Origin of the sequence: Pseudooceanicola aestuarii (assembly GCF_010614805.1) — a bacterium.
GTDB classification, from domain to species: Bacteria; Pseudomonadota; Alphaproteobacteria; order Rhodobacterales; family Rhodobacteraceae; genus Pseudooceanicola; species Pseudooceanicola aestuarii.
The window spans coordinates 875,344-900,318 of sequence record NZ_JAAFZC010000001.1 but is presented as its reverse complement, the minus strand read 5'-3'; the positions used below and the strand labels follow the sequence as shown (position 1 = coordinate 900,318).

Here is a 24,975-nt window from a genome sequence, read left to right as displayed (position 1 = left end):
AGGTTGTGAGGGAGAAGGCATATGGCACAAGAGCCGAAAAATAGGCTCGATAATTTTTGGTCGCAAGGGCGAGATAGGATGAAGAATGGGACATAAGTATAGATGACCCTGAGTTACATGATAGGACTTGGCGGAAATCAGCCCTTTGACGGCGTGCCTCCGCGTATGGTGGTCCGTGATGCCCTTACTCGTCTGGAAGCTGTGGGGCAGGTTCTGCGTCGCAGTCAACTCTATGCAACCCCAGCGTTTCCTGAGGGGAGCGGCCCGGATTACGTCAACGCGGCGGCGGTGGTCGAGTCGGAACTGACCCCGCAGGCGATGCTTCTGACGCTGCATGGCGTCGAAGCGACGTTAGGTCGCACCAGGGCGCGGCGGTGGGGGCCGCGAATCGTTGACCTCGACCTGCTGGGCGCGGAAGATCGCGTCCTTCCGAATGTGGCGGAGCAGAGCCGTTGGCGGCGCCTTCCGCTGGCCGATCAGATGCGCCTGGCGCCGGATGAACTGATTCTCCCCCACCCCCGGATGCAGGATCGCGCCTTCGTGCTGGTGCCCCTGTCCGAGATCGCGCCGGACTGGCAACACCCGGTTCTGGGCCGCACGGTTGCGCAAATGTGCGCCGATCTGCCCGAAGCGGAGCGGAATGCGGTAGTTTTGTCGTGACACGCTCCTTGTCAAGCCTAAATCAAAGGCGTAGAACCGCTCTCTCAATCCGCCGAGACACAGATTGGAGTCCCCATGGCCCGCGTTACCGTTGAAGACTGCGTCGACAAGGTTCCCAACCGGTTCGAGCTTGTCCTGCTTGCCGCGCACCGGGCGCGGGAGATCTCGTCGGGTGGCGCGCTGACCGTGGATCGCGACAATGACAAGAACCCCGTTGTCAGCCTGCGCGAAATCGCCGACGAGACGCAATCGGCCGACGATCTGCGCGAACGCCTGATCGAGGCGAACCAGTCCCAGATCGAGGTCGACGAACCCGAGGAAGACAGCATGGCCCTGCTGATGGGCGGCGAGCCTGCGGACAAACCCGCCGAAGACGACATGAGCGAGGAGAAACTTCTTCGTGCGCTCATGGAGGCGCAGGGCGGCCAGGGCTGAACCGGTCCGGGCGCGGGGAAAGGCATAGTTTCAGATGATCCCCGTAGACGATCTGATTGCTCTTGTCCGCGCCTACAATCCCCAGACGAACGAGGCACTGATCCGCGCAGCCTATGATTTCGGCCGCGAGATGCACGAGGGCCAGTTCCGCCGCTCGGGAGAGGCGTATTTCTCCCATCCCGTGTCCGTCGCCGCGATTCTCACCCAGCAGAATCTGGACGACGCCACGATCGTCACCGCCCTGCTCCACGACACGATCGAGGACACCAAGGCCAGCTACAACGAGATCACCACCCGGTTCGGCGCCGATATCGCCGATCTGGTCGATGGCGTGACCAAGCTGACCAACCTTCAGCTTTCCTCTACCGAGACGAAGCAGGCGGAGAATTTCCGCAAGCTGTTCATGGCGATGTCCAAGGATCTGCGCGTCATCCTGGTGAAGCTTGCCGACCGTCTGCACAACATGCGCACGATCAAGGCGATGCGCCCGGAGAAACAGGTGCAGAAGGCGCGGGAGACAATGGACATCTATGCGCCGCTGGCCGGGCGCATGGGGATGCAATGGATGCGGGAGGAACTGGAAGACCTTGCGTTCAAGGTCCTGAACCCCGAGGCACGCAATTCCATCATCCGCCGCTTTGTCACCCTGCGCGGCGAAACCGGTGACGTGATCGAACGCATCACCGGCGACATGCGCAAGGAGCTGGACGCCGCCGGGTTGAACGCGCAGGTTCTGGGCCGGGCCAAGAAGCCCTATTCCATCTGGCGCAAGATGGAGGAAAAGGGTCAGGGCTTCTCCCGCTTGTCGGATATCTACGGGTTCCGCGTCATCGCCGGGGCCGAGGATGAGTGCTATCGGGTTCTGGGCGTGATCCACCGCCGCTGGCGATCCGTGCCGGGCCGGTTCAAGGATTACATCAGCCAGCCGAAATCCAACGGCTACCGGTCGATCCACACCACCGTTTCGGGCCGCGACGGCAAGCGGGTGGAGGTGCAGATCCGCACCCGCGAGATGCACGAGGTCGCAGAGGCCGGCGTTGCCGCGCATTGGTCCTACCGCGATGGAGAACCTGCGGAAAATCGCTTTGCCGTCGATCCGGCGCGCTGGATCGCAACCCTGTCCGAACAGTTCCAGTCGGAGGAAGACCACGAGGATTTCCTGGAAGCGGTAAAGCTGGAAATGTACGCCGACAAGGTGTTCTGCTTTACCCCCAAGGGGGACGTGGTGAAACTGCCGCGCGGCGCCACGCCGATCGATTTCGCCTTTGCCATCCACACCCGCATCGGCTCGGCCTGCGTGGGGGCGAAGGTCGACGGCATGCGGGTGCCGCTGTGGACCCGGATCAAGAATGGCCAATCGGTGGAGATCATCACCGCCGAGGGGCAGGATCCTCAGGCCACCTGGCTGGACATCGCCACCACCGGGAAGGCCAAGACCGCGATCCGCCGCGCCCTGCGGGAGATGGATCGCGAACGTTTCATCCGGCTGGGGCGTGAACTGGCGCGGTCGGGGTTCGAACATGTCGGCAAGAAGGCCACCGACAAGGCGCTGGAAACCGCCGCGCGGAAACTCAGCCTGCCCGATGGTGACGAGGTTCTGGCCCGCCTCGGCTCTGCCCAGCTGCGCGTCGCCAGCGTGGTGGAGGCCCTTTACCCCGAGCTGGTCGACACGCCCGAAGGAGAGGCCGTGCGCCGCGACCGCGCGGTCATCGGCCTGGAACAAGGCCAGAGTTTCAACCGCGCCACCTGCTGTCAGCCGCTGCCCGGCGAACGCATCGTCGGCATCACCTGGCGCGGGCGCGGTGTCGTGGTCCACGCGATCGACTGTGCCTCGCTCAGCCATTTCGACGATCAGCCGGAACGCTGGGTCGACCTGCACTGGCATTCCGGGCGCCATGCGGCAATTTACCCTGTTACGCTGGACATCACTCTGGCCAACGATCCCGGTGTACTGGGCCGGATCTGTACCCTGATCGGGGAACAGAAGGCCAATATCTCGGATCTGAACTTCATGGACCGGAAACCGGATTTCTACAGGATCTGGGTGGATGCGGAGCTGCGGGACGCGGAGCACCTGCACACCCTGACCTCGGCGCTGGAGGCAGAGGCCGACGTGGCCGCCCTGACGCGCCGCAGAACCATCGAGGAATCGCCGCCAGGCGCGCCAGGCGCCCCGCGGGAAGGAGAGGCCGTTGGTCTTTAAGCGCCGGGACAGGCGGCCGTACTGGAAGATCGCCGTAGATTTCTTCTGGCCGGTGGGCGGCTGGGCGCGCGCGTTCCACTACGTCAAACACCGCCTGCGCCGCCTGCCCGATACCCCCGAAACCATCGCGCGCGGGATCTTTGCCGGGGTGGTCACGGTCTTCACGCCGTTCTACGGGCTGCATTTCCTGACCGCCGCGATCATCGCCAAGGTGTTGCGCGGCAATATCCTAGCCTCTCTGCTGGCGACCTTTGTGGGCAATCCGCTGACCTATGTGCCGATCGGGCTGCTGTCGATCCAGACCGGGTATTTCCTGCTGGGCCGGCCGAAACCTCCGGACGGCGAGGTCAAACGCTCCTTCGGGGGGAAATTCCTGGATGCCGCGCGCGATCTCAGGGACAACCTGCTGGCGCTGGTCACCGACCGGGACGCCGATTGGCACGGGCTGTCAGTCTTTTACCACGAAATCTTCTTTCCCTACCTGGTGGGCGGGTTGATTCCCGGGGTGGTTTCCGGGCTTGTTGCCTATTACGTCTCGGTGCCGCTGATCCGGGCCTACCAGGCCCGGCGGCGCGTCGCGCTGGCCAGGAAGGTCGCGGCGGCCAAGGCGCGGCAGGCCCGATTGGAACAGGGGAAATAACGCAAGATGACCGAAGTTCAAAAGCTGCGCCTGGGCGTGAATATCGACCACGTCGCCACGGTGCGCAACGCACGTGGCGGGGCCTATCCCGATCCGCTGCGCGCCGCGCAGGTCGCGCAGGAGGCAGGGGCCGACGGCATCACCGCGCACCTGCGGGAGGACCGCCGCCACATCTCGGACGCCGATATCGAAGGGCTGATGGAGGTGCTGACCGTGCCCCTGAACTTCGAAATGGCGGCGACCGACGAGATGCAGGCCATCGCCCTGCGTCACCGCCCTCACGCCGTCTGCATCGTCCCGGAAAAGCGGGAGGAACGCACCACCGAGGGCGGGCTGGAAGTCGCGCGGGAGGAAAATCGCCTGGCCCATTTCATCGCTCCCCTGCGGGAGGCGGGCAGCCGCGTTTCGATCTTCATCGCCGCCGACCGCCGCCAGATCGAGGCGGCGCATCGCATCGGGGCAGAGGTGGTGGAACTGCACACCGGCGCCTATTGCGACGCCCATGCCGAAGGCCGCTTTGACCCCCGCGATGCCGAACTGGAAAGTCTGCGGGAGATGGCGACTTTCGCCCATTCGCTGGGGCTGGAGGTGCATGCCGGCCACGGGCTGACCTATGACACCGTGCAACCCATCGCCGCCTTTCCCGAGGTGCAGGAGCTGAACATCGGGCATTTCCTGATTGGCGAAGCGATGTTTCGCGGGCTGGCTCCGGCCATCGCCGAAATGCGCCGCCTGATGGATGAGGCCCGCGCCTGACGCCTGAAAGAAGGGGCCCGTCATGATCCTGGGCATCGGCACCGACCTGGCCAATATCGACCGCATCGCCGGCACTCTGGATCGTTTCGGCGACCGGTTCCGCAACCGGGTCTTCACCGATGCCGAACAGGCCCGCGCCAATCGCCGGGCCGATGTGGTCGGCACCTATGCCAAGCGATGGGCGGCCAAGGAAGCCTGCTCCAAGGCGCTGGGCACCGGGCTGCGCATGGGCATCGCCTGGAAGGACATGGCCGTCACCAACCTGCGCAGCGGCCAGCCGCAGATGGCCGTCACCGGCTGGGCCGCCCGGCGACTGGAGGCGATGACCCCGCCCGGCCACCGCGCCATCATCCACGTCACCCTGACCGACGACCACCCCTGGGCACAGGCCTTCGTGGTGATCGAGGCCCGGCCGCTGGACATGCCCGACACGCCCTTTCCCAGCGGCGGGCCGGCCTCCGCCGGGCCGGGCCGCGCGCCTTGACACCGGGCGCACCGGCCCGCATGTAGCCACGGACAGACTGGGCCGCGCGCCGGTCGGGAACAGGGGACACACGCATGGCGGACAAGGCCGAAAAGGGTGGCAATGCCATCTGGGAAACCATCAAGACCATCGTCTATGCGCTGCTGATCGCCGGGGTGTTCCGCACCCTGTTCTTTCAGCCCTTCTGGATCCCTTCCGGGTCGATGAAGGACACGCTGCTGATCGGCGACTTCCTGTTCGTGAACAAGATGGTCTACGGCTATTCCTACGCCTCCTGCCCTTCCATCCGCATCGGTGCCGTGGGGCTGGACGTGGATGCCAAGGATCTCTGCGGTTTCCTGGACGGGGACAACACCCGCCTTCTGGGCGGGGAACCCGATCGCGGCGATGTCGTCGTCTTCCGCCACCCCGCCACGGGGGAGGATTACATCAAGCGCCTGATCGGCCTGCCCGGCGACAAGATCCAGATGATCGACAGCGTGCTGCATATCAATGGCGCGGCCGTCGGCCTTGAAGATGCCGGCACCTTCGTGGAGACGTTCGAACGTCAGGGGCCGCTGGGCCGCTACCCGCTGTGCGAGAACGGGCCGGTGGGCCAGGGCGCCGAATGCGTCAAGACGCGCCAGACCGAAACGCTGCCCGGTGGCACGTCCCACGATATCCTGAACATCGCCTACCAGCGGCGGTCGGACGACACCGGCGTCTTTACCGTGCCCGAGGGTCATTATTTCATGATGGGCGACAACCGCGACAATTCCACCGACAGCCGCTTTGCCAAGACGGCGGGTGGCGTGGGCTTCGTGCCTTACGAGAACATCATCGGGCGTGCGGATCGCATCATGTTCTCCTCCGCCGGGCGGTCCATGCTGTTCTTCTGGACCTGGCGCGGCGACCGGTTCTTCAAGGCGATTGATTGAGGCGCAGATGAAGCTGTCGGCCGAGCTGCGCAGGTTCCAGACCCGGATCGGCCATGACTTTGCCCGGCCCGAACTGCTGGTGCGCGCGGTCACCCACCCGTCGATGTCCAGCCCGGGCCGTGATGACAATCAGCGGCTGGAGTTCCTGGGCGACCGGGTGTTGGGCCTGGTGATGGCCGAGGCGCTGTTGATGATCGACCGTGGCGCCAGCGAGGGCCAGTTGGCCCCGCGCTTCAATGCACTGGTGCGCAAGGAAACCTGCGCCGACGTCGCCCGCGAGATCGCCTTGGGCGACGTGCTGAAGCTGGGCCGCTCAGAACAGCTGTCCGGCGGTCGGCGCAAGCAGGCGCTGCTGGGCGACGCGATGGAGGCGGTGATCGCCGCCGTCTATGTCGATGCCGGGTTCGATGCCGCCAAGGCGCTGATCCTGCGGCTTTGGGGCGCGCGGGTCGAAACCGTCGATCAGGACGCCCGCGACGCCAAGACGGCGTTGCAGGAATGGGCGCAGGGCCGGGGCCTGCCTCCGCCCGCCTATGTGGAAACCGCCCGCACCGGCCCCGATCACGCCCCCGTCTTCACCATCGAGGCCCGGCTGCAAACCGGAGAGGCCGCCCAAGCCACCGCCGGTTCCAAACGCGAGGCCCAGCAGATGGCCGCCCGCGGCCTGCTGGATCTCGTCGCGGGGGGGTGAACGCCGCGTCCCGCACCCGATCCCATGTACGTCCCGCAACGCGGCCCCGTCGGGGGCGCCGCGCGCTGCGCCCTTCCCCTTTGGCCATGCATCGCTTATGTCTCCGGCCAGTTTCAAGGAGCCTCCCATGACCACCCGCGCCGGATTCGTCGCCCTGATCGGAGAGCCCAACGCGGGCAAATCCACGCTGCTCAACCGGATGGTGGGGGCGAAGGTGTCGATCGTGACCCACAAGGTCCAGACCACCCGCGCCCGCATCCGTGGCGTCGCGCTGGAAGGGGACAGCCAGATCGTCTTTGTCGATACGCCGGGCCTGTTCAAACCGCGCCGCCGGCTGGATCGCGCCATGGTCGCCGCCGCCTGGGGCGGGGCGGCCGATGCCGATGTCGTCGTCCTGCTGATCGAGGCGCATCGCGGCATCACCGAGGGCGTTACCCGCATCACCGAGGCGCTTGCCGATATCGGCAAGGGACGGCGCGTCGCCCTGGCGATCAACAAGATCGACCGGGTGGAGGCGCGGGTGCTGCTGGGCCTGGCGCAGGAGCTGAACGCGCTGTTCCCTTTCGTGGAGACGTTCATGATCTCCGCCGAGAAAGGGCACGGCGTCGATGATCTGCGCCAGTGGCTGGCCGGTGAAGTCCCCGAAGGACCGTGGCTTTACCCCGAGGACCAGATCGCCGACCTTCCGATGCGGATGATCGCGGCGGAGATGACGCGCGAGAAACTGACCCTGCGCCTGCACCAGGAACTGCCCTACCAACTGACCGTCGAGACGGAGCATTGGGAGGAACGCGACGACGGATCGGCCCGGATCGATCAGGTGATCTATGTCGCGCGCGACGGGCACAAGGGCATTCTGCTGGGCCACAAGGGCGAGACGATCAAGGCCGTCTCCAAGGCCGCGCGCGAAGAGCTGGAGGAATTTCTGGGCCGAAAGTGCCACCTGTTCCTTCAGGTCAAGGTGCGGCCCAACTGGCTGGAGGAATCCGCCCGCTATTCCGAGATGGGCCTGAATTTCAAGGACGGGAATTGATCCCCTTGCGCCTGCGCGCCCTGCGGTTGATCCCGGCCGGGGCGCCGCCATGCGTCTGACCGCGCGAATGTGGGTCGATGCCTATCTGACCCGGCTGCGGCTGGGCGATATCCCTGCCTTTGTCGTGGCGCATGGTGATGACACCTCCGGTGCGGTGCTGGTCAAGTTGAACACCCTGGACGGTCAGGCATGCCTGTATGAACGCCGGTTCGACCTGATGGCCGATCGCCGCGCGTGGGAGGTCATGGCACAGGGAACGGAACGCGATGTCGACGCGGCGCTGGGACGCGCCCGGCAGGCCGATCCCGATCTGTGGGTGGTCGAGGTCGAGGACCGCGCCGGGCGCCACATGCTGGACCAGCCCGGCCTGTCGGAGTGATCCGGTGATGCGGGTGGCAGGGGCTTGCCCCGGTTCGCATCGGGGCGGATAACATCGGCATGGATTGGCGCGATCAGGGGATCTTGCTGGCCGTGCGGCGCCACGGCGAAACCTCGGCCATCGCCGAGGTCTTTACCGCCGCGCGGGGTCGTCATGCCGGGGTGGTGCGCGGCGGGGCGTCACGCCGGATCGCGCCGGTGCTGCAACCGGGCGCGCAGCTGGATATCAGTTGGCGCGCGCGGCTGGAAGATCACCTGGGCACCTTTACCGTTGAACCCGTTCGTTCCCGTGCCGGCGCGCTGGAGGGGCGTTTGTCGCTGGCCGGGCTGAACGCGGTCACGGCGCTGTTGATGTTCTGCCTGCCCGAGCGGGAGGCTCATCCCCGTCTCTATCACCTTACGGAGCAGCTTTTGGACCTGATGGGGCAGGACGATGTCTGGCCACTGGCCTACCTGCGGTGGGAACAGGTGCTGCTGGAGGACATGGGCTACGGGCTGGACCTGTCCAGCTGTGCCGTCACCGGCGCAGAGGAGGGGCTGTGCTATGTCTCCCCGCGCACCGGGCGCGCGGTGACGGAAGCGGGCGCGGGAGACTATGCCGACCGTCTGCTGCCCCTGCCGCCCTGCCTGCGCGGCGAGGGCGCCGCCCCAGATGCGGAGGTCGCGCAAGCCCTGCATGTCACGGGACATTTCCTGCAAACCAAGGTCGCGCCTGCGCTCGGGGCAAAACCCCTGCCCGACGCACGGGACAGGTTTGTAACCGCGTTCCTCAGGCGGGTGGCGCGGGGGTGAAGACCAATGTCGTCTCGGGGCCGGACAACGTAAGCAGGTCGTCGGCAATATCGTAGGCGGTGATCCGTGACAGCGCAGCCAGATAGCTCTGCTCGGCCGCCAGCTCGGGACAGGCGCGGCGGGTGGCGCGGATCGGCCCGGCGGCAAAGGCACCGCCGCCGCCCGTCCAGCCGCCACCGTAGGAATTGCATGGCGTCTGGCCGTCAAACGCGTCCTGCGCGCCGATCCGCAGGGTCGCGCGGGCGGCGAAGGGCTGGCCGTCCAACCGGATCAGTTGCCAGGTCCGGTCGGGCGCCACCAAGGGCGTCTCGCGACAGGCGGCCAAGGCAAGAAGTAGGATCAATGCGCGCATGGCGCCATTCTATCGCAGCGCCAGCACCAGATCCACCAGGGTCGCCAGCGCGGCGGCATTCTGCCCGTCCTCGGCCTCGCCGATCTGGGCGGTGCCGATGCGCGCCGCATAAAGGATGCGTGCGATATCGGGGTTGCGCACGCCCAGCACCCGCAGCAGCGCCCGCAGATGGTCCAGTCGCTGCGCGTCGATCCGCGTCAGGGCGGCCGCCGCGGCCGCATCGGTGCGGGCCCAGGCGCGCATCGCCGCCTCGGCGCGGTGATCGGGGCTGTCGCCCTCGGTCATCAACTGGTGCAACTGCGCCACGGCGGCGCGGCGGTCGGCGGCGGGGGCCAGATCGGCCTCGGCGGTCTGCCCCCAGAACTCCAGCAGCGCCCGGCGATAGGCGGGGACATCGGGGAAATGCCAGTAGAACGACCCTTTCGTGGTGTCGAGCGCGCGGGCCAGCGCCTCGGCCTTGAGGGCCTCAGGCCCGGCGGAGGAGAGCGCATCCAGACCGGCCTGCAACCAGTCGTCGGGGGAAAGGCGTGGCTTGCGTGACATGAGGGCAAGTCTAGCACGTTTCTGCATTGCAGCAATGCGCCATCTGGACCCGCGCCGCGAGGGGCTGGGCGGGGGCCGGCCGGACAGGCGGCGGGCGTCAGGCCAACGGGGCTTGCGACAGGGTCGCGGGCGGGCGAGGATCGCGCCAAACGCAGGAGCAGCGCCATGACCCATATTCTGGCCATCGACCAGGGCACGACATCCAGCCGCGCGATGATACTGGACGGGCAGATGCGCGTCACCGCCGTGGCGCAACAGGAATTTCCCCAGCATTTCCCCCGCTCCGGCTGGGTGGAGCATGATCCCGGCGATCTGTGGACCAGTACTGCCGCCACCTGCCGCGCGGCGGTGGAGAAGGCCGGGCTGGGTCCGCGCGAACTGGCCGGGATCGGCATCACCAACCAGCGTGAAACGGTGGTGATCTGGGATGCGCGCGACGGTCGACCCTTGCACAACGCCATCGTCTGGCAGGACCGGCGCACCGCCGACACCTGTGCGCGGCTGCGCCGCGACGGCGCCGAGGATCAGGTGACGGAGGCCACCGGGCTGTTGCTCGATCCCTATTTCTCCGCCACGAAGATCGCCTGGCTGCTGGATCACGTCGATGGCGCCCGCGCGCTGGCAGAAGCGGGGCACCTGCGGTTCGGCACCGTGGATTGCTGGCTGATCTGGAAGCTGACGGGCGGCGCGGTCCATGCCACGGACGCCACCAATGCCAGCCGGACGATGCTGTATGACATCCGGCGCGGAGCGTGGGATGCGGATCTGTGCGCGCTGTTCGGCGTGCCGATGTCGATGCTGCCCGAGGTCCGCGATTGCGCCGATGATTTCGGCACCACGCGGCCCGATCTGTTCGGCGCGCCGATCCCCATCCTGGGTGTCGCGGGCGATCAGCAGGCCGCCGCGATGGGGCAGGCCTGTTTCACCCCCGGCATGATGAAGGCGACCTACGGCACCGGCTGCTTTGCCCTGCTGAACACCGGGGAGGATCTGGTGCGATCCTCCAACCGGCTGCTGGGCACGGTGGCCTCCCGGCTGGACGGGCGGATGACCTATGCGCTGGAGGGGTCGATTTTCGTGGCGGGGGCGGTGGTGCAATGGCTGCGCGACGGGCTGCGGATCATCGACGACGCGGGCCAGACGCAGGCGCTGGCCGTGCAAGCGGATGAGGAACAGCAGGTGATCCTTGTCCCCGCCTTCACCGGGTTGGGCGCGCCCTATTGGGATGCCGATTGCCGGGGTGCGATCTATGGGCTGACCCGCCGCACCGGCCCGGCGGAACTGGCCCGCGCCGCGCTGGAAAGCGTCGGCTACCAGACCCGCGACCTGATCGAGGCGATGCAGCGCGACCGCCCCGGCGGCGCGCAGACACTGCGCGTGGATGGCGGCATGGTGGCCAGTGACTGGACGATGCAATTCCTGTCCGACATCACCGGCCTGCCCGTGGACCGGCCCGAGATGACGGAAACAACCGCCCTGGGCGCTGCCTGGCTGGCCGGAATGCGCGCCGGGATCTATCCCGACCAGGACGGGTTCGCCGAAATGTGGCGCCGCCAGGCCCGGTTCACCCCCGCGATGGGCGAAGATCGTCGCGATGCCCGCTATGCCGCGTGGCAGGATGCGGTGCGCCGCACCCTGACCGGGTAGCGATTACTCCGGCTCCGCGATGCTCAGCGCCAGAGGGGACAGGCCGTCGATCCGTCCTTCCAGCCGCTGCCCGGCGGTGACTGGGCCGACGCCGGCGGGCGTTCCGGTGTAGATCAGATCGCCCGGCGCCAGGTGGTAGTAGCCCGACAGATGGGCCAGAACCTCGGGCACGGAATGGATCAGGTCGTCCAGAACCGCCTGTTGCACCACCGCGCCATCCACGGCCAGTTCGATCCGCTTGCCGGCCAGGGCCCCGGCCTCGGCCACCGGGGTCAGCGGGGCGATGATGGCCGATTGCTCGAAATCCTTGCCCAGATCCCAGGGGCGGCGCTGATCCTTGCCGTCCTGTTGCCGGTCACGGCGCGTCATGTCCAACCCGCAGGCATAGCCATAGATCGCCTGTTCCGCCTGCGCCGCCGTGGCGCGGAACAGCGGCGCGCCCAGGGCCACGACCAGTTCCATTTCGTGATGGTAGTTCGCGGTGCCGGGCGGGTAGGGGATCGTGCTGCCCGACAGGGTGATGGCCGAGGGAGACTTGGTGAAATAGAACGGCGCCTCCCGATCGGGTTCGGTGCCCATTTCCCGCGCATGGGCGGCGTAGTTGCGGCCGACGCAGAAAATCCGGTGCACCGGATAGGTGTCCTGCGTTCCGGTGACGGGGACTTGCGGGCTGGGCGGAATCTGAAACAGGGTCATCGACGGCTCCTTGGAAGGTCGGGCTGGCGATGTGATGCCAGAGAACCGCAGGCTGGGGAAGGCCGCGGCAGAGATGTGGTGCGGGCCGGGGCCGCCGGGTGCGGCGCGGCGCCTATTGCGGCGTCAGCGCGGGCAGATGCAGACGGGCGAAATCCACCAGCGGGAACCGGGCGCGCGCGCTGTCCATGTCCGAGGGGCCGAAATGATCGGCGACGATGGCGCGGCTGTCGTTGCTGTCATGTACCGCGCGCAGGTAATAGCTGCGCCCGTCGTCATGCAGCTGGCTGGGATGGCGCTGGCCGACCTTGCGGTGGCTGATGCCGTAGACCGTCTTGCGATTGTCGGCCCGCGCGGTCAGTGTCAGGCCCTGGTTGTTCCAGGGGGTGTGCCGGTCGATCACCTCGCAGCCGTCGGGGCGCAGCACCACGGAATGGCCTTGCGGGAAGCTGGTGAACAGCATCTCCGCCCCGACCTGCCGGTGGTTCCAGCCCCGGCTGGCGACCTCCTTCACCGTGGCGGTGAAATCGGCGCTGACCGCGTCGTCATCGTCCAGCACCACGGTCGAGATCACCTGATCATGGTCGTAATTGTTCATCAGGATGCGGCGGAACACGGTATTGGCGCTGTCCGGTCCGATGAACCGCGCACGGCAAATGTTGCAGCTGACGGATTTGACCAGCGCCCGCAGCTTGTCCTTGTAGCTGTCCGTCATCTGGGCGGAGGACAGGACGAACCAGTCGAACGCCATATCGGTCTGCCCCCGCAGGGAGGGCACGGTGATGTCGCCCATCATCTCCAGCCGCTGTTCCAGCCGGGCGGGGTCCAGCAACAGCGCGATGTCGCGGCTGGCATCCGACCGCCAGCCGGAGATGCCGAAGTAATGGAACCGCGTCAGATAGGCGACGCGCATCCGGGTCGGGTCGATGTTCATGGCTCTGCCCTTGGTGTGGTCTCTCAGCATGGGTGTTTCCTTGTCCGCCTGGCCGCTGAATGGCCCAGCATCGGGGCAATTCGATGACCCGTCAACGTCACGGGAAGGGCGGAGAGGGGTGGACATGGGCGGTGCGCATCGGCTTCTTGGCGACAGGATGCAAGCCATGGGAGACAGGCCAATGACCCGCAGACCGCTTTCCGATCGTATCGCACAGGGGCGCGGGGATGCGCCTGCCGATCTGGTCTTGCGCGGGGGGCGGGTGCTGGACCTGATCACCGGCGCGCTGATGGAGGGCGACGTGGCGATCTGCGGTGACATGATCGTCGGCACCTGTGACAGCTACGAGGGGCGGCAGATCATCGACATGACCGGGCAGATCCTGGTCCCCGGTTTCATCGACACGCATCTGCATATCGAAAGCTCGATGGTCACGCCGCATGAATTCGACCGCTGCGTTGCCCCGCGCGGGGTGACCACCGCGATCTGCGACCCGCATGAGATCGCCAATGTGGCGGGGGTGCCGGGGCTGGAATACTTCCTGGCCTGCGCGGTGCAGACGGTGATGGACATCCGGGTGAACCTGTCCTCCTGCGTGCCGTCCTCGCATATGGAAACCGCCGGTGCCCGGATCGAGGCGGCGGATCTGTCCCCCCTGATGGATCATCCGCAGGTCATCGGCCTGGCCGAGGTGATGAACTACCCGGGCGTGATCCACCGCGATCCCGGCATCATGGCGAAACTGGCGCTGTTCGAGGGGCGGCATATGGATGGCCATTGCCCACAGCTTTCGGGGCGCGACCTGAACGCCTATGTCGCCGCAGGGATCAGGACGGAGCACGAGGCAACCACTGCCGAAGAAGCGCGGGAAAAGTTGCAGAAGGGGATGCGCGTGCTGATCCGCGAAGGCTCGGTCAGCAAGGATCTGGAGGCGCTGCACCCGCTGCTGACCGATCTGACGGCGCCCTACATGTGCCTGTGCACGGATGACCGCAATCCGCTGGATATCGCCGAACACGGCCATCTGGATCACATGATACGGACCCTGATCGCGCGCGGCTGCCCGCCGCTGGCCGTCTACCGCGCCGCCAGCCTTTCGGCGGCGGAGGCTTTTGGCCTCAAGGATCGTGGGCTGATCGCGCCGGGCAAACGCGCCGATATCGTCGCCCTGCCGGACCTGGAGGATTGCCGAGCCAGCGCGGTGATCGCGGGCGGGCAGGTGGTGGGGGATGCCGCCTTTGCCGCGCGCGCCACCACCGCGCCGATCGCCCGTGCCTCCGTCAACGCGCCGCATGTCTCGGCGGCGCAGTTCCGGACCGTCGCCAACCGCAGCGCCACCGACGTGATCGGGATCCTGCCCGGCAAGATCATCACCGAACATCTGCGGGAAGAGATCGCCCTCACCGATGGCGACAAGCGCCCCGACCCGGCGCGCGATCTGGCACGCATCGCGGTGATCGAACGGCACGGGCAGAATGGCAACATCGCCACCGGCTTTGTGCGCGGTTTCGGTATCGCGCGCGGGGCCATCGCCTCGACCGTCTGTCATGATCACCACAACATAGCCGTTGTGGGGGTGGATTACGACGACATGGCGCTGGCCGCCAATCGTCTGGGCAAGATCGAGGGCGGGTTCGTCGTGGTGCGGGACGGGCAGGTCACCGCCGAACTGGCCCTGCCCGTCGCCGGGTTGATGAGCCTGGACCCGTTCGAGGCGGTGCATGAACGGCTGATCGCCCTGCGCGCCGCAGCCCGCGACCTGGATGTCACCCTGGAAGAACCGTTCCTGCAACTCGCTTTCCTTGCGCTGCCGGTGATCCCGGCGCTGAAGATCACCGATCGCGGCATGGTGGACGTCACAAGCTTCGAGATCATTCCCGGTTGAAAACCCTGCGTCATGGGCCTCGCCGCGCACTATTCTGCAATGCAAAACGAAATTCCGCGCGTTGACCCCCGGCGCGGCGCGGCCTAACCTGCCGGCCGAGAGGGGAGGAGGCGGACCGGGTGCGAATCCGGGACCGGGCAGATTTCCCGACCCGCAACACGGATGAAAGGGGCACAGCCGCCATGGGCGAGACCATTCAGGTGAACGACGTAACCACGATCGAACAACAGGGCGATATCGCGCTGATCTGCATCGACAATCCGCCGGTCAACGCCACCGGCCTTGCGGTCCGCGAGGGCTTGCAGAAGGCCCTGGCGCAACTGAATGCCGAAGGCAGCGCCAAGGTCATCGCGCTGTATTGCGCCGGTCGTACCTTCATCGCAGGTGCCGATATCCGCGAATTCGGGAAACCGCCCCAGGCCCCCAGCCTGCCCGACGTGATCGACGCGATCGAGGACAGCCCCCTGCCTGTCATCTCCGTCATTCACGGCACCGCGCTGGGCGGCGGGTTCGAAGTTGCGATGGGCACACACGCTCGCATCGCCATTCCGGGCGCCAGGATCGGCCTGCCCGAAGTGTTGCTGGGCATCCTGCCCGGCGCCGGTGGCACGCAGCGTCTGCCGCGGTTGGCGGGCATCCCCTTTGCGCTGGATCTGGCCGTGTCGGGCCGCCACGTCCCCGTGGCCGAGGCGCAGGAAAAAGGCGCCATCGACCGCATCATGGAGGGCGCGCCGCGTGACGTCGCGCTGAAGGCGGCGCAGGAGGTCCTGGACGGCACCTTGGCCACGCGCCGCACCCGCGACCTGACGACGGACGCGGCGGATGACGCCGTCTCTGCCACGCTGGCGATGGTGACGAAGAAGAACCCGCACCTGGTGAACCTGCAAAAATGCGTCGAATCCATCGCCGCATCCACCCTGCCGCTGGCCGATGGCCTGGCGGTGGAGCGGCAGAAATTCATGGAATGCATGGAGACCCCGCAACGCTCCGGCATGATCCATGCGTTCTTTGGCGAGCGCGCCGTGTCCAATATCCCCGAAGCCAAGGGGGCGACCCGCGACCTGAAGAAGATCGGCGTGATCGGCGGCGGCACCATGGGGTCGGGCATCTCCACCTCCTGCCTGATGGCGGGCATTCCCGTGCGTCTGGTCGAGGTTGCGCAGGACGGGCTGGACCGGGGCGTGCAGACCATCACCAAGAACCTCGATGGCGCCGTCAGCCGGGGCAAGATGTCGGCGGAGAAACGCGATGCCGCGCTGGCCATGCTGGAACCCAGCCTGGCGATGGAAGACCTGGCCGATGTCGATCTGGTGATCGAGGCGGTGTTCGAGAAGATGGAGATCAAGAAGGAGATCTTCGGCAAGCTCAACACCATCTGCAAGGACGGTGCGATTCTGGCTTCCAACACCTCCTATCTGGACGTGAACGAGATCGCGGAATCCACTGACCGTCCGCAGGACGTTCTGGGCCTGCACTTCTTCTCCCCCGCGCATGTGATGCGCCTGCTGGAGATCGTGCAGGGCGCCAAGACCGCCGATGACGTGCTGGCCACCGGCTTTGCCCTGGCGAAGAAGTTGAAGAAGGTCGGCGTGCTGGCGCAGGTCTGCGACGGCTTCATCGGCAACCGCATTCTTGGTCACTATTCCAAGACGGCCAGCTACCTGGTGCTGGACGGCGCGACCCCGCAACAGGTGGATGACGCGCTGGAAGCCTTCGGCTTTGCCATGGGGCCGCACAAGGTCGGTGACCTGGCCGGGTTGGACATCGGGTACATGACCCGCCAGCGCAAGCGCGAAGAGGGGATGGACCCCAACGAACGCTATGCCGGGCGCGTCGCCGACCTGATCGTCGAAGAAGGCTGGAAAGGTCGCAAGACCGGCAAGGGGTACTACGTCTACGATGCCGGCGCGCCGGTCCCCAACGAGGCCGTCGAAGACATCATTGCCAAGGTCCGCCAGGAGAACGGCATCACGGCCAAGGATTTTTCCGACCAGGAGATCGTTGACCGCTACATGACCGCGATGATCGTCGAAGCCGCCCGCGTGGTGGAAGACGGCACCGCCAAACGCCCGCTGGACGTCGATATGGTCTTCCTGTTCGGCTACGGCTTCCCCCGGTTCCGGGGCGGGCCGCTGCATTACGCGGATACGATCGGCGCGGCAGAGCTGGTGAAGCGGATCGAAACCTACGCCAAGGAAGACGCCCATTACTGGCAGGTTCCCGCGATCCTGCGCAAGATGGCCGACGAGGGCACCACCTTCGCGGATCTGAACGGTTAAGTCACAGGAGGCCCGACATGGACCTGAATTTCACCCCCGAAGAAGAGGCCTTCCGCCAGGAAGTCCGCGATTTCTTCAAGGAGAACCTTCCCGATGACATCCGCGACGCGGTGCGCGACGGCAAGGAACTGACGAAGGATATCATGGAGCGCTATCACGCGATCCTGAACAAGAAAGGCTGGCTGGCCACGATCTGGCCCAAGGAATTCGGCGGCCCCGGCTGGGGCCCCGTCGAACGCCATATCTTCGAAGAGGAAGGCGCCCGCGCCCATGCCCCGCGCATCGTGCCCTTCGGGCTGTCGATGCTGGGTCCGGTGTTGCAGAAGTTCGGCAGCAAGGAACAGCAGGACTACTACCTGCCGCGCATCCTGAACGGTGACGACTGGTGGTGTCAGGGCTATTCCGAACCGGGCGCCGGGTCCGATCTGGCCTCCCTGAAAACCCGTGCCGTGCGAGATGGCGACGAATGGGTGATCAACGGCCAGAAGACCTGGACCACGCTCGGTCAGCACGCCGACTGGATCTTCTGCCTGTGCCGGACCGATCCGGATGTGAAGCAGCAGGAGGGCATCTCCTTCATCCTCGTCGACATGTCCACGCCCGGCGTCGAAGTGCGCCCGATCAAGCTGATCGAAGGCGGCCACGAGGTGAACGAAGTCTTCTTTACCGACGTGCGCGTGCCCTATGGCAACCTCGTGGGCGAGGAAAACAAGGGCTGGACCATCGCCAAGTACCTGCTGACCCACGAACGCACCGGCATCGCCGGCGTCGGCTTCTCAATGCAGGAGCTGGAGGAGGTCAAGGCACTGGCCCAACGTGTCATGCGCAATGGCAAGCCGCTGTCGCAGGATCCGCTGTTCGCCGCCCGCATCGCGCAGGCCGAAATCGACCTGGAAGCGATGAAGATCACCAACCTGCGGATGCTGTTCACCGCGCAGAAACAGGGCGCGCCGGGGCCGGAGACCTCGATCCTCAAGATCAAGGGTACGGTGATCAACCAGGAGTTCAAGGACCTGCGCCGTCGTGCGTTGGGCCCCAATGCCGCGCCTTTCCCCGGCAGCCTGGCCGATACCAATCTCGACGTTGCCCCGCAGGGCAATGCCAACAATGCCGCGCGCTATTTCAACAACCGCAAGACCTCCATCTTCGGTGGATCGAACGAGATCCAGCGCAACATCCTGACCAAGACCATGCTGGGGCTGTAATCCATGAACTTTGATCTGACCGAAGACCGCCAGATGCTTCAGGACAGCCTGCGGCGTTTCCTGAAGGACAAATACGGCATCGAGCACCGCAACGAGGTTGCCTATACCGCGCCGTTCCATGATCCGGCCAAGTGGACGGAGCTGACGGAGCTGGGCGCGCTCTTTGCGCTGGCCAGCGAAGAGGCGGGCGGCATGGGCGGCACCGGCTTCGACATCTCCGTCGTGTTCGAGGAGCTGGGCCGCGCCCTGAACCCCGAGCCGGTGCTGGGCGCGCTGATGGCCTCGCGCCTTCTGGCCGCGGCAGGTGCCGATCAGGAGGCCCTGCTGTCCGGTACGAAACGCTATGCCGTGGGTCTGGGCGAGCTGGACGCGCCCTATGACCTGTCGCAGATGACCACCACCGCAACGGACGGCAAGCTGTCCGGCCGGAAATCCATCGTCTATGGCGGGCAGGCGGCGGATGCCTTCCTGATCGCGGCGAAATCCGGTGACGGTCTGGCCATCTACGAGGTTGCGGCAGCCGATGCCTCCGTCACCGGCTATGCGCTGATGGACGGGGCGGGCGCCGCCGAAGTCGTGCTGGAGAACACGCCCGGCACGCTGATCCTCGACAATGCAGAAGCCGCGATCGCGGATGCGGTCAACGCCGGGATCGTCGGCCTGTGTTCCGAAGCGGTCGGCGCAATGGACGTGCTGCACGCGATGACGGTGGATTACCTGAAACAGCGCAAGCAGTTCGGCCGTCCCATCGGCACCTTCCAGGTGTTGCAGCACCGTGCCGTGGACATGCTGACCGAGATCGAGCAGAGCCGCTCCATCGTGATCAAGGCCGCCGCAGAGCTGGGCGGCCCGGACGCGGCGCGCTATGCCTCCATGGCCAAGAACCTGATCGGCCGCGCCGGGCGTCTGGTCGCTGAAGAGGCGATCCAGATGCATGGCGGGATCGCCATGACCTGGGAATATCCCGGCTCCCATTACGGCAAGCGCCTGATCATGATCGACGCGCAGCTGGGCGATACCGATTACCACCTGTCGCAGGTGATGGCCGCCTGATCCGGTATCGCGCGCGGCCCACGAGGGCGGCGCCGGGACAGAAACGACGAAGGGGGCCACCGGCCCCCTTCTTGCTGTCTGCGATACCGAATGGTTCTGTTCGGACAGTCGGTTCAGACCTTTCGCGCATGACAGGCGTTTCGGAATTGCCCGTCATTTCGGAAAGAACAGTCACTTCGGAAAGAACTGTCAATTCAGGCATGGTCGACCATCGCCGCCCCGCCTGCCCGGCCCTCAGCCGCAGGTCACGCGGGTGATGCGGTCGTTGCCGTCGATATACAGGTTCAGACGGCTGGGCACGTGATCCATGGTCACCACCGTGTCCGGTTCGATCACGCGCACGGCGCCGGCGCGGTTGGCGATCGCCTCCGCTTCGAGGGGCTGGCCGATCAGGGCCGCCGCGCCGTTGCCCTGGCAGGAGTCCAAGGTGCCGGAACTGCCGCCGCTGATGTCACAGGCGGCAAGGGCAAGGCACGGCCCGCCCAGCAACGCAAGGCGCGCCGGCGGGGTGATACGGGCCAACAGGGCAAGGGGGGTGAGGGGCATGGCGAACCTCCGTTTGCATCTCTGGCCGCCTACTGCGCCTTCCCACGGCCAAGTGAAAGGGGGGTGGTTGCCTTTGCGCAGGGTTTCGCCCAATTTGGCGGTAAATCTGGAATGGAGGGAATGCCATGCGCACCAAAGCTGCCGTCGCCGTCCAGGCGGGCAAACCGCTGGAAGTCATGGATGTCAACCTTGACGGGCCCAAGCCGGGCGAAGTCCTTGTGGAAATCAAGGCCACCGGCATCTGCCACACCGATGAATTCACCCTGTCCGGGGCCGACCCCGAAGGTCTGTTCCCTGCCATTCTGGGCCACGAAGGCGCCGGCGTGGTGATGGAGGTCGGCGAGGGCGTGACCAGCCTGAAACCCGGCGATCACGTCATCCCGCTGTATACGCCCGAATGCCGCGAATGCTATTCCTGCACCTCGCAGAAAACCAATCTCTGCACCTCCATCCGGGCGACGCAGGGCCAGGGGGTGATGCCGGACGGCACCTCCCGATTTACCACGCTGGAGGGCGATCCGATCCTGCATTACATGGGCTGCTCCACCTTCTCCAACCATACCGTCCTGCCGGAAATCGCGCTGGCCAAGGTTCGCGAAGACGCGCCGTTCGACAAGATCTGCTATATCGGCTGCGGCGTCACCACGGGCATCGGCGCGGTGATCAACACCGCCAAGGTCGAGATCGGCGCCACCGCCGTGGTCTTTGGACTGGGTGGTATCGGGCTGAACGTGATCCAGGGCCTGCGCCTGGCCGGGGCCGATATGATCATCGGGGTCGATCTGAATCCGGCGAAGAAGGAAATGGCCGAAAGGTTCGGCATGACCCATTTCGTCAATCCGGCGGATCTGGACGAGGACATCGTGCCTTATATCGTCAACCTGACGAAGCGGCGCGGCGATCTGATCGGCGGTGCCGATTACACATTCGACTGCACCGGCAACGTAAAGGTCATGCGCCAGGCGCTGGAATGCGCGCATCGCGGCTGGGGCGAATCCATCGTCATCGGCGTGGCCCCGGCCGGGGCCGAAATCGCGACCCGGCCCTTCCAGCTGGTCACGGGGCGGGTCTGGAAAGGCACTGCCTTTGGCGGCGCGCGGGGCCGGACCGATGTGCCCCGGATCGTGGATTGGTACATGGACGGCAAGATCGAGATCGACCCGATGATCACCCACCAGCTGGCGCTGTCGGACATCAACAAGGGGTTCGACCTGATGCATGCGGGCGAAAGCATCCGCTCCGTCGTGGTCTACTGATCCGGCCCCCTGCGCGCCGGAGGGTCCGGCGCGCAGGGGGACAATGGTCTTACAACGGCCGTTCGGGCCGGTCGGTGCGCGGGGTGCGGCGACGGGGGCGCAGCTCGCTGACCACCATCCCGGCCACGATCAGCACCCCGCCGATCAACGCCAGCGGGCCCAGCCGTTCCCCCGCCAGCCGTCCGACCAGCCCGGCCCAGACCGGTTCGCCGGCGTAGATGATCGTCGCGCGTGTCGGGCTGACGGTCTTCTGGCCCCAATTCATCACCAGCTGGATTACCGCGCTGGCAAACCCCAGGGCCAGCGCCGCCAGAACCCACACCCAGGAGAAGGCCGGCACGCTCTCTCCGGCCAGGGGCATCAGCGCAAAGGACATCAACCCGGCCGCCCATAGCTGCACCAGCGTGACGCGGCGACTGTCCACCCCCTGGGCGAAATAGCTGATCAGGATCACCTCCGCCGCGATGGCGATGGCCGACAGGATGGTGACAACCTCCCCCCAGCTGAACAGCAGGCCGCGGGCGCCGGGGGCCGAGATCATCACCAGCCCGGCAAAGGCCAGCGCGATCCCGATCCAGGCCATCAGCCGGGGCGCCCGGCGCCAGACCAGCCATTGCAGCAGCGGCACCAGCGGCACGTAGAAGGCGGTGATGAAGGCGACCTTGGAACTGGGCACATCGCGCAGCCCCTCGGTCTGAAGCGCGTAGCCCAGGAAGATCATCACCCCGATGGCGGTACCGGCAAAGACCTCCTTGCCGGTCAGGCCCCGCAGGACGCGGTGAAAGATCAGCGCCGACAGCAGCCCTGCCAGACAGAACCGCACGCCGACGAAGAACAGCGGGCCGGAGGCCGTCATGGCGATCTGCACGGTCAGGAAGGTTGCCCCCCAGACCATGGTGACAAGGATCATCGCCACTTCCTGGCGGCTCAATCGGAACGGGGGGCGGGCGGCGCTTTCCATGTGCGGCCAATGCCACGGGCGGCGGGGCCGGGCAAGATCCCGCGCGGGGCAGGCGGCGGTGCCATGGCCCGGGCGCGGGGGTCAGACCTTTTGCGCGACGATGAAGCGGTTGATCGGGCGGGCGGGATAATTTCCCGTCTCCAGGATCTTCAGCCCCTGCCGCTCCACCGCGTTCTGCAACTCCTCCACGTTGCGAAAGGCGACATAGGGCGCGCGGCCCAGTTGCTGCATCACCCAGATCATCGGGCGCATCCAATGCAGCCCGCTGCCCAGGCAGGCGGATTTTGTGATCACGTAGCCGCCGGGCTTCACCAGCCCGGCCAGATGCGCCAGCGCGGTGTCGATATCCTCCACCAGGTGGAGCAGGTTGAACGCCATCACCACGTCATAGGGGGCGCCTTCGGGACGCTCCATCAGGTCGGCGGTGCGAAAGGTGATCGGGGCGGCGTCGGCCTCCGCCGCGCGCTGGCGGGCGATCTGTATCAGGTTGTCCGACAGGTCCGTCGCCTCGTAGCTTCCGACATGCGGCCGCAGGCGGATGGCGGTGGTACCGGTGCCGGCGCCGACTTCCAGCACCCGGTCGGAGGGGGCAAGGTAGCTGCGCACCCGGTCAAGCGTACGGTCATAGGCCGCGGGGTCGGAAATCGGGCGGTCGGCGTAGCTGCGGGCCATGCCGTCCCAGAATGCGGTGGCGTCTTTCATGTGAAAATCCCTTCATGCTCAAGTATCGCGGCCTTTGTGCCCCGTGTGTGGCTCATGGGGAATTGCCCAAATCCGGTGTTGCCTTATACGAATACGTATGACCCACCCATCGGCGAGCTTTGACTGGAACCAGGCCCGCGCCTTCCTTGCCACGGCAGAGACGGGATCGCTGTCCGCGGCCGCGCGCCTGCTGGGTCAGACACAGCCGACGCTGGGCCGCCAGATCACCGCGCTGGAGGAGAAGCTGGGCGTGACCCTGTTTGACCGGGTGGGGCGCACATTGGTGCTGACGCCCTCGGGGCAGGCGCTGCTGCCCCACCTGCGCGCGATGGAGGAGGCGGCAACCCGCATGGCCCTGACCGCCACCGGGCAGGCGCAAGCGGTGAAGGGTCATGTCAGCATTTCTGCCAGCGACGTGTTGTCGGCGTTGGTGTTGCCGCCGATCCTGGCGCGACTGTCGCGCATCGCGCCGGAGGTGGAAGTGACGGTGCTGGCCCAGAACACCCTGGCCGACATTCCCCGGAGGGAGGCCGATATCGCCGTGCGCCACGTCCGCCCCACCCAGCCCGAGCTGACCGCCCGGCTGGTGGGGGAGGGGGTCGGACGGTTGTATGGCGCGACGCGCTACCTTGACCGGACGGGGCGGCCCGCCGTGGCGGCGGATCTGGCCCGCCATGCTTATGTCGCGTTCACCAATACCGATGAGACGCTGCATTATATGCATCAACGCGGCCTGCCCCTGACGCGGGAGAACATCCGCCTGACCACCGACAACGGGCTGACCCTGTGGGAGATGGTCAAACATGGGCTGGGTCTGGCCGTGATGACCGAGGACGTCGCCCGCATTACCCCGGAGGTGGAGGCCGTGCTCCCGGAAGTCACGTTCGCCTACCCCGTCTGGCTGGTCACGCATCGCGAATTGCACACCAGCCGCCGCATCCGCATCGTCTTCGACCACCTGGCCGACGCGCTATCCGCCCATATGGCCGCCGGCGGATGACCGGGGCAGGGCGTCCGGCCCCTGTTCGCCCCCAGTCCGGCCCCGCTCCGCCCCCAACCCGCTCCGCCCCTGGCGGCAACCCCGGTGCCGCCCGCGCTGACACGAGGGAACGCGCGTGACGCATTGCAATCCCGGGGGGGGCGACTACCCTTGACGCGAAGGCGTCCGGCCCCGGTCCGGCGCGAAAACCGGGGCGCCGTCCCCGACACGGAGATGACATGCCCGAGCAGCGCCCGCTTTATGCCGTATTGATCGACGCGGACAACATTCCCGCCCGCTTTGCCCAGCCGATCCTCAAGGAAATCACCTCCTTCGGGGAGCCGGCCCTGCGCCGCGTCTATGGCGACTGGAGCGCGGAGCGCCTGCGCCCATGGGCCGAACAGACCCGGTCTCTGGGGCTGGTGGCGCATCAGGAAACAGCCAATACCAAGGGCAAGAACGCCAGCGACATCGGGTTGGTGATCGACGCGATGGACATCCTGCATACGGGACGGTTCGACGGCTTTGTCCTTGTCTCCTCGGACAGCGATTTCACCGCGCTGGCCAACCGCATCCGCGAACAGGGGCTGGACGTGATCGGCATCGGAGAGGCCAAGGCGCCCGAGGCCCTGCGCAATGTCTGCAACCGGTTCATCCTGATCGAGAACATCGCCGACGAGGCCACGGCCCCCACCGGCGCCAAGCCCACCGGCAAACGCCAGCCGCAGGAGGCGGTGGAGCTGATCATCCGCGCCATGGACAAGATCGAGACGGATGACGATTGGTATCCCATGGGTCAGCTGGGCCAGTATGTCGCCGCCGAGAACCCGGATTTCGACACCCGCAGCTATGGCAAGCGGAAGTTCTCGGACCTGATCGGGGAGTTGAAACGGTTCGAGACAAAGCGCGGGCCGGGCAATCAGCTGATGGTGCGGCGGCTGGACTGACCCC

At 66.3% G+C, this 24,975-nt stretch carries 26 protein-coding genes; 19 read left to right on the top strand and 7 right to left on the bottom strand.

The window, feature by feature from the left end; translation table 11 throughout:
- Positions 1-102 precede the first annotated feature (102 nt).
- The 11 genes from folK (at position 103) to recO (ending at position 8,989) form a co-directional block, all read left to right on the top strand.
- Positions 103-660, top strand: a complete 558-nt coding sequence (folK, locus tag G5A46_RS04225; protein ID WP_163847613.1) for a 2-amino-4-hydroxy-6-hydroxymethyldihydropteridine diphosphokinase — start codon at positions 103-105, stop codon at positions 658-660.
- A 75-nt stretch (positions 661-735) separates the two neighbouring features.
- On the top strand, positions 736-1,095 hold the full coding sequence (gene rpoZ, locus G5A46_RS04220; RefSeq protein WP_163847610.1) for a DNA-directed RNA polymerase subunit omega: 360 nt from the start codon (positions 736-738) through the stop codon (positions 1,093-1,095).
- A gap of 34 nt (positions 1,096-1,129) precedes the next feature.
- Complete coding sequence (locus G5A46_RS04215) at positions 1,130-3,298, top strand: RelA/SpoT family protein (protein ID WP_163847607.1); 2,169 nt, start codon at positions 1,130-1,132, stop codon at positions 3,296-3,298.
- The gene (locus G5A46_RS04210) at positions 3,288-3,938 is read left to right on the top strand and encodes a DUF2062 domain-containing protein (protein ID WP_163847605.1); all 651 of its coding nucleotides are present in this window, start codon (positions 3,288-3,290) and stop codon (positions 3,936-3,938) included. Before G5A46_RS04215 ends, G5A46_RS04210 begins: the two co-directional genes overlap by 11 nt.
- A gap of 6 nt (positions 3,939-3,944) precedes the next feature.
- The gene (locus G5A46_RS04205; RefSeq protein ID WP_163847603.1) at positions 3,945-4,694 is read left to right on the top strand and encodes a pyridoxine 5'-phosphate synthase; all 750 of its coding nucleotides are present in this window, start codon (positions 3,945-3,947) and stop codon (positions 4,692-4,694) included.
- 22 nt (positions 4,695-4,716) lie between these two features.
- Entirely contained in the window at positions 4,717-5,178 is a 462-nt protein-coding gene (gene acpS, locus G5A46_RS04200) for a holo-ACP synthase (RefSeq protein ID WP_163847602.1), read from the top strand.
- A 74-nt stretch (positions 5,179-5,252) separates the two neighbouring features.
- Complete coding sequence (gene lepB / locus G5A46_RS04195) at positions 5,253-6,095, top strand: signal peptidase I (protein WP_163847600.1); 843 nt, start codon at positions 5,253-5,255, stop codon at positions 6,093-6,095.
- 7 nt (positions 6,096-6,102) lie between these two features.
- Positions 6,103-6,786 carry a ribonuclease III gene (gene rnc, locus G5A46_RS04190; protein WP_163847598.1) on the top strand — a complete coding sequence of 228 codons (684 nt, stop codon included), beginning with the start codon at positions 6,103-6,105 and terminating at the stop codon, positions 6,784-6,786.
- A 127-nt stretch (positions 6,787-6,913) separates the two neighbouring features.
- Positions 6,914-7,819, top strand: a complete 906-nt coding sequence (gene era / locus G5A46_RS04185; RefSeq protein ID WP_163847596.1) for a GTPase Era — start codon at positions 6,914-6,916, stop codon at positions 7,817-7,819.
- A gap of 49 nt (positions 7,820-7,868) precedes the next feature.
- The gene (locus tag G5A46_RS04180; RefSeq protein WP_163847595.1) at positions 7,869-8,198 is read left to right on the top strand and encodes a DUF1491 family protein; all 330 of its coding nucleotides are present in this window, start codon (positions 7,869-7,871) and stop codon (positions 8,196-8,198) included.
- Positions 8,199-8,257: 59 nt separating this feature from the next.
- Positions 8,258-8,989: a DNA repair protein RecO gene (gene recO / locus G5A46_RS04175; RefSeq protein ID WP_163847593.1), complete on the top strand. Its 732-nt coding sequence runs from the start codon at positions 8,258-8,260 to the stop codon at positions 8,987-8,989.
- On the opposite strand, the gene G5A46_RS04170 is transcribed toward recO, so the two are convergent.
- The gene (locus G5A46_RS04170) at positions 8,967-9,341 is read right to left on the bottom strand and encodes an META domain-containing protein (RefSeq protein WP_163847591.1); all 375 of its coding nucleotides are present in this window, start codon (positions 9,339-9,341) and stop codon (positions 8,967-8,969) included. The genes recO and G5A46_RS04170 overlap by 23 nt on opposite strands.
- Positions 9,342-9,350: 9 nt before the next feature.
- Positions 9,351-9,884 carry a TetR/AcrR family transcriptional regulator gene (locus G5A46_RS04165; RefSeq protein WP_163847589.1) on the bottom strand — a complete coding sequence of 178 codons (534 nt, stop codon included), beginning with the start codon at positions 9,882-9,884 and terminating at the stop codon, positions 9,351-9,353.
- A gap of 165 nt (positions 9,885-10,049) precedes the next feature.
- On the opposite strand from G5A46_RS04165, the gene glpK reads away from it, so the two are divergent.
- The gene (gene glpK, locus G5A46_RS04160; protein ID WP_163847586.1) at positions 10,050-11,531 is read left to right on the top strand and encodes a glycerol kinase GlpK; all 1,482 of its coding nucleotides are present in this window, start codon (positions 10,050-10,052) and stop codon (positions 11,529-11,531) included.
- Between the two features lie 3 nt (positions 11,532-11,534).
- Here glpK and G5A46_RS04155 read toward each other — a convergent pair whose 3' ends face one another.
- Positions 11,535-12,227, bottom strand: coding sequence for a fumarylacetoacetate hydrolase family protein (locus tag G5A46_RS04155; protein WP_163847580.1), 693 nt, complete (start codon positions 12,225-12,227; stop codon positions 11,535-11,537).
- Positions 12,228-12,339: 112 nt separating this feature from the next.
- The gene (locus G5A46_RS04150) at positions 12,340-13,188 is read right to left on the bottom strand and encodes a glycosyltransferase (RefSeq protein ID WP_163847578.1); all 849 of its coding nucleotides are present in this window, start codon (positions 13,186-13,188) and stop codon (positions 12,340-12,342) included.
- 151 nt (positions 13,189-13,339) lie between these two features.
- On the opposite strand from G5A46_RS04150, the gene ade reads away from it, so the two are divergent.
- The 4 genes from ade to G5A46_RS04130 all read left to right on the top strand — a co-directional run bounded on the left by ade (position 13,340) and on the right by G5A46_RS04130 (position 19,580).
- Positions 13,340-15,043: an adenine deaminase gene (gene ade, locus G5A46_RS04145; RefSeq protein WP_163847576.1), complete on the top strand. Its 1,704-nt coding sequence runs from the start codon at positions 13,340-13,342 to the stop codon at positions 15,041-15,043.
- 182 nt (positions 15,044-15,225) lie between these two features.
- Entirely contained in the window at positions 15,226-17,322 is a 2,097-nt protein-coding gene (locus tag G5A46_RS04140; RefSeq protein WP_163847574.1) for a 3-hydroxyacyl-CoA dehydrogenase NAD-binding domain-containing protein, read from the top strand.
- 17 nt (positions 17,323-17,339) lie between these two features.
- Positions 17,340-18,527 carry an acyl-CoA dehydrogenase family protein gene (locus tag G5A46_RS04135; protein ID WP_163847572.1) on the top strand — a complete coding sequence of 396 codons (1,188 nt, stop codon included), beginning with the start codon at positions 17,340-17,342 and terminating at the stop codon, positions 18,525-18,527.
- A 3-nt stretch (positions 18,528-18,530) separates the two neighbouring features.
- Entirely contained in the window at positions 18,531-19,580 is a 1,050-nt protein-coding gene (locus G5A46_RS04130; RefSeq protein ID WP_163847570.1) for an acyl-CoA dehydrogenase family protein, read from the top strand.
- A 234-nt stretch (positions 19,581-19,814) separates the two neighbouring features.
- Here the strand turns inward: G5A46_RS04130 and G5A46_RS04125 are convergent, their stop codons facing one another.
- Positions 19,815-20,126, bottom strand: a complete 312-nt coding sequence (locus G5A46_RS04125; protein WP_163847568.1) for an I78 family peptidase inhibitor — start codon at positions 20,124-20,126, stop codon at positions 19,815-19,817.
- A gap of 125 nt (positions 20,127-20,251) precedes the next feature.
- Here G5A46_RS04125 and G5A46_RS04120 point away from each other — a divergent pair, with 125 nt between their 5' ends.
- The gene (locus G5A46_RS04120) at positions 20,252-21,382 is read left to right on the top strand and encodes an S-(hydroxymethyl)glutathione dehydrogenase/class III alcohol dehydrogenase (RefSeq protein WP_163847566.1); all 1,131 of its coding nucleotides are present in this window, start codon (positions 20,252-20,254) and stop codon (positions 21,380-21,382) included.
- A gap of 49 nt (positions 21,383-21,431) precedes the next feature.
- On the opposite strand, the gene G5A46_RS04115 is transcribed toward G5A46_RS04120, so the two are convergent.
- Both G5A46_RS04115 and G5A46_RS04110 read right to left on the bottom strand, forming a co-directional pair.
- Entirely contained in the window at positions 21,432-22,292 is an 861-nt protein-coding gene (locus G5A46_RS04115; protein WP_204318686.1) for a DMT family transporter, read from the bottom strand.
- Positions 22,293-22,424: 132 nt separating this feature from the next.
- A complete protein-coding gene (locus tag G5A46_RS04110; protein ID WP_163847562.1) occupies positions 22,425-23,045 on the bottom strand; it encodes a class I SAM-dependent methyltransferase in 621 nt (206 codons plus the stop codon).
- A gap of 97 nt (positions 23,046-23,142) precedes the next feature.
- Between G5A46_RS04110 and G5A46_RS04105 the strand changes: the two genes are divergently transcribed.
- A complete protein-coding gene (locus G5A46_RS04105; protein ID WP_163847560.1) occupies positions 23,143-24,045 on the top strand; it encodes a LysR family transcriptional regulator in 903 nt (300 codons plus the stop codon).
- A 218-nt stretch (positions 24,046-24,263) separates the two neighbouring features.
- Positions 24,264-24,971 carry an NYN domain-containing protein gene (locus G5A46_RS04100; RefSeq protein ID WP_163847558.1) on the top strand — a complete coding sequence of 236 codons (708 nt, stop codon included), beginning with the start codon at positions 24,264-24,266 and terminating at the stop codon, positions 24,969-24,971.
- The last annotated feature ends 4 nt before the right edge of the window (positions 24,972-24,975 follow it).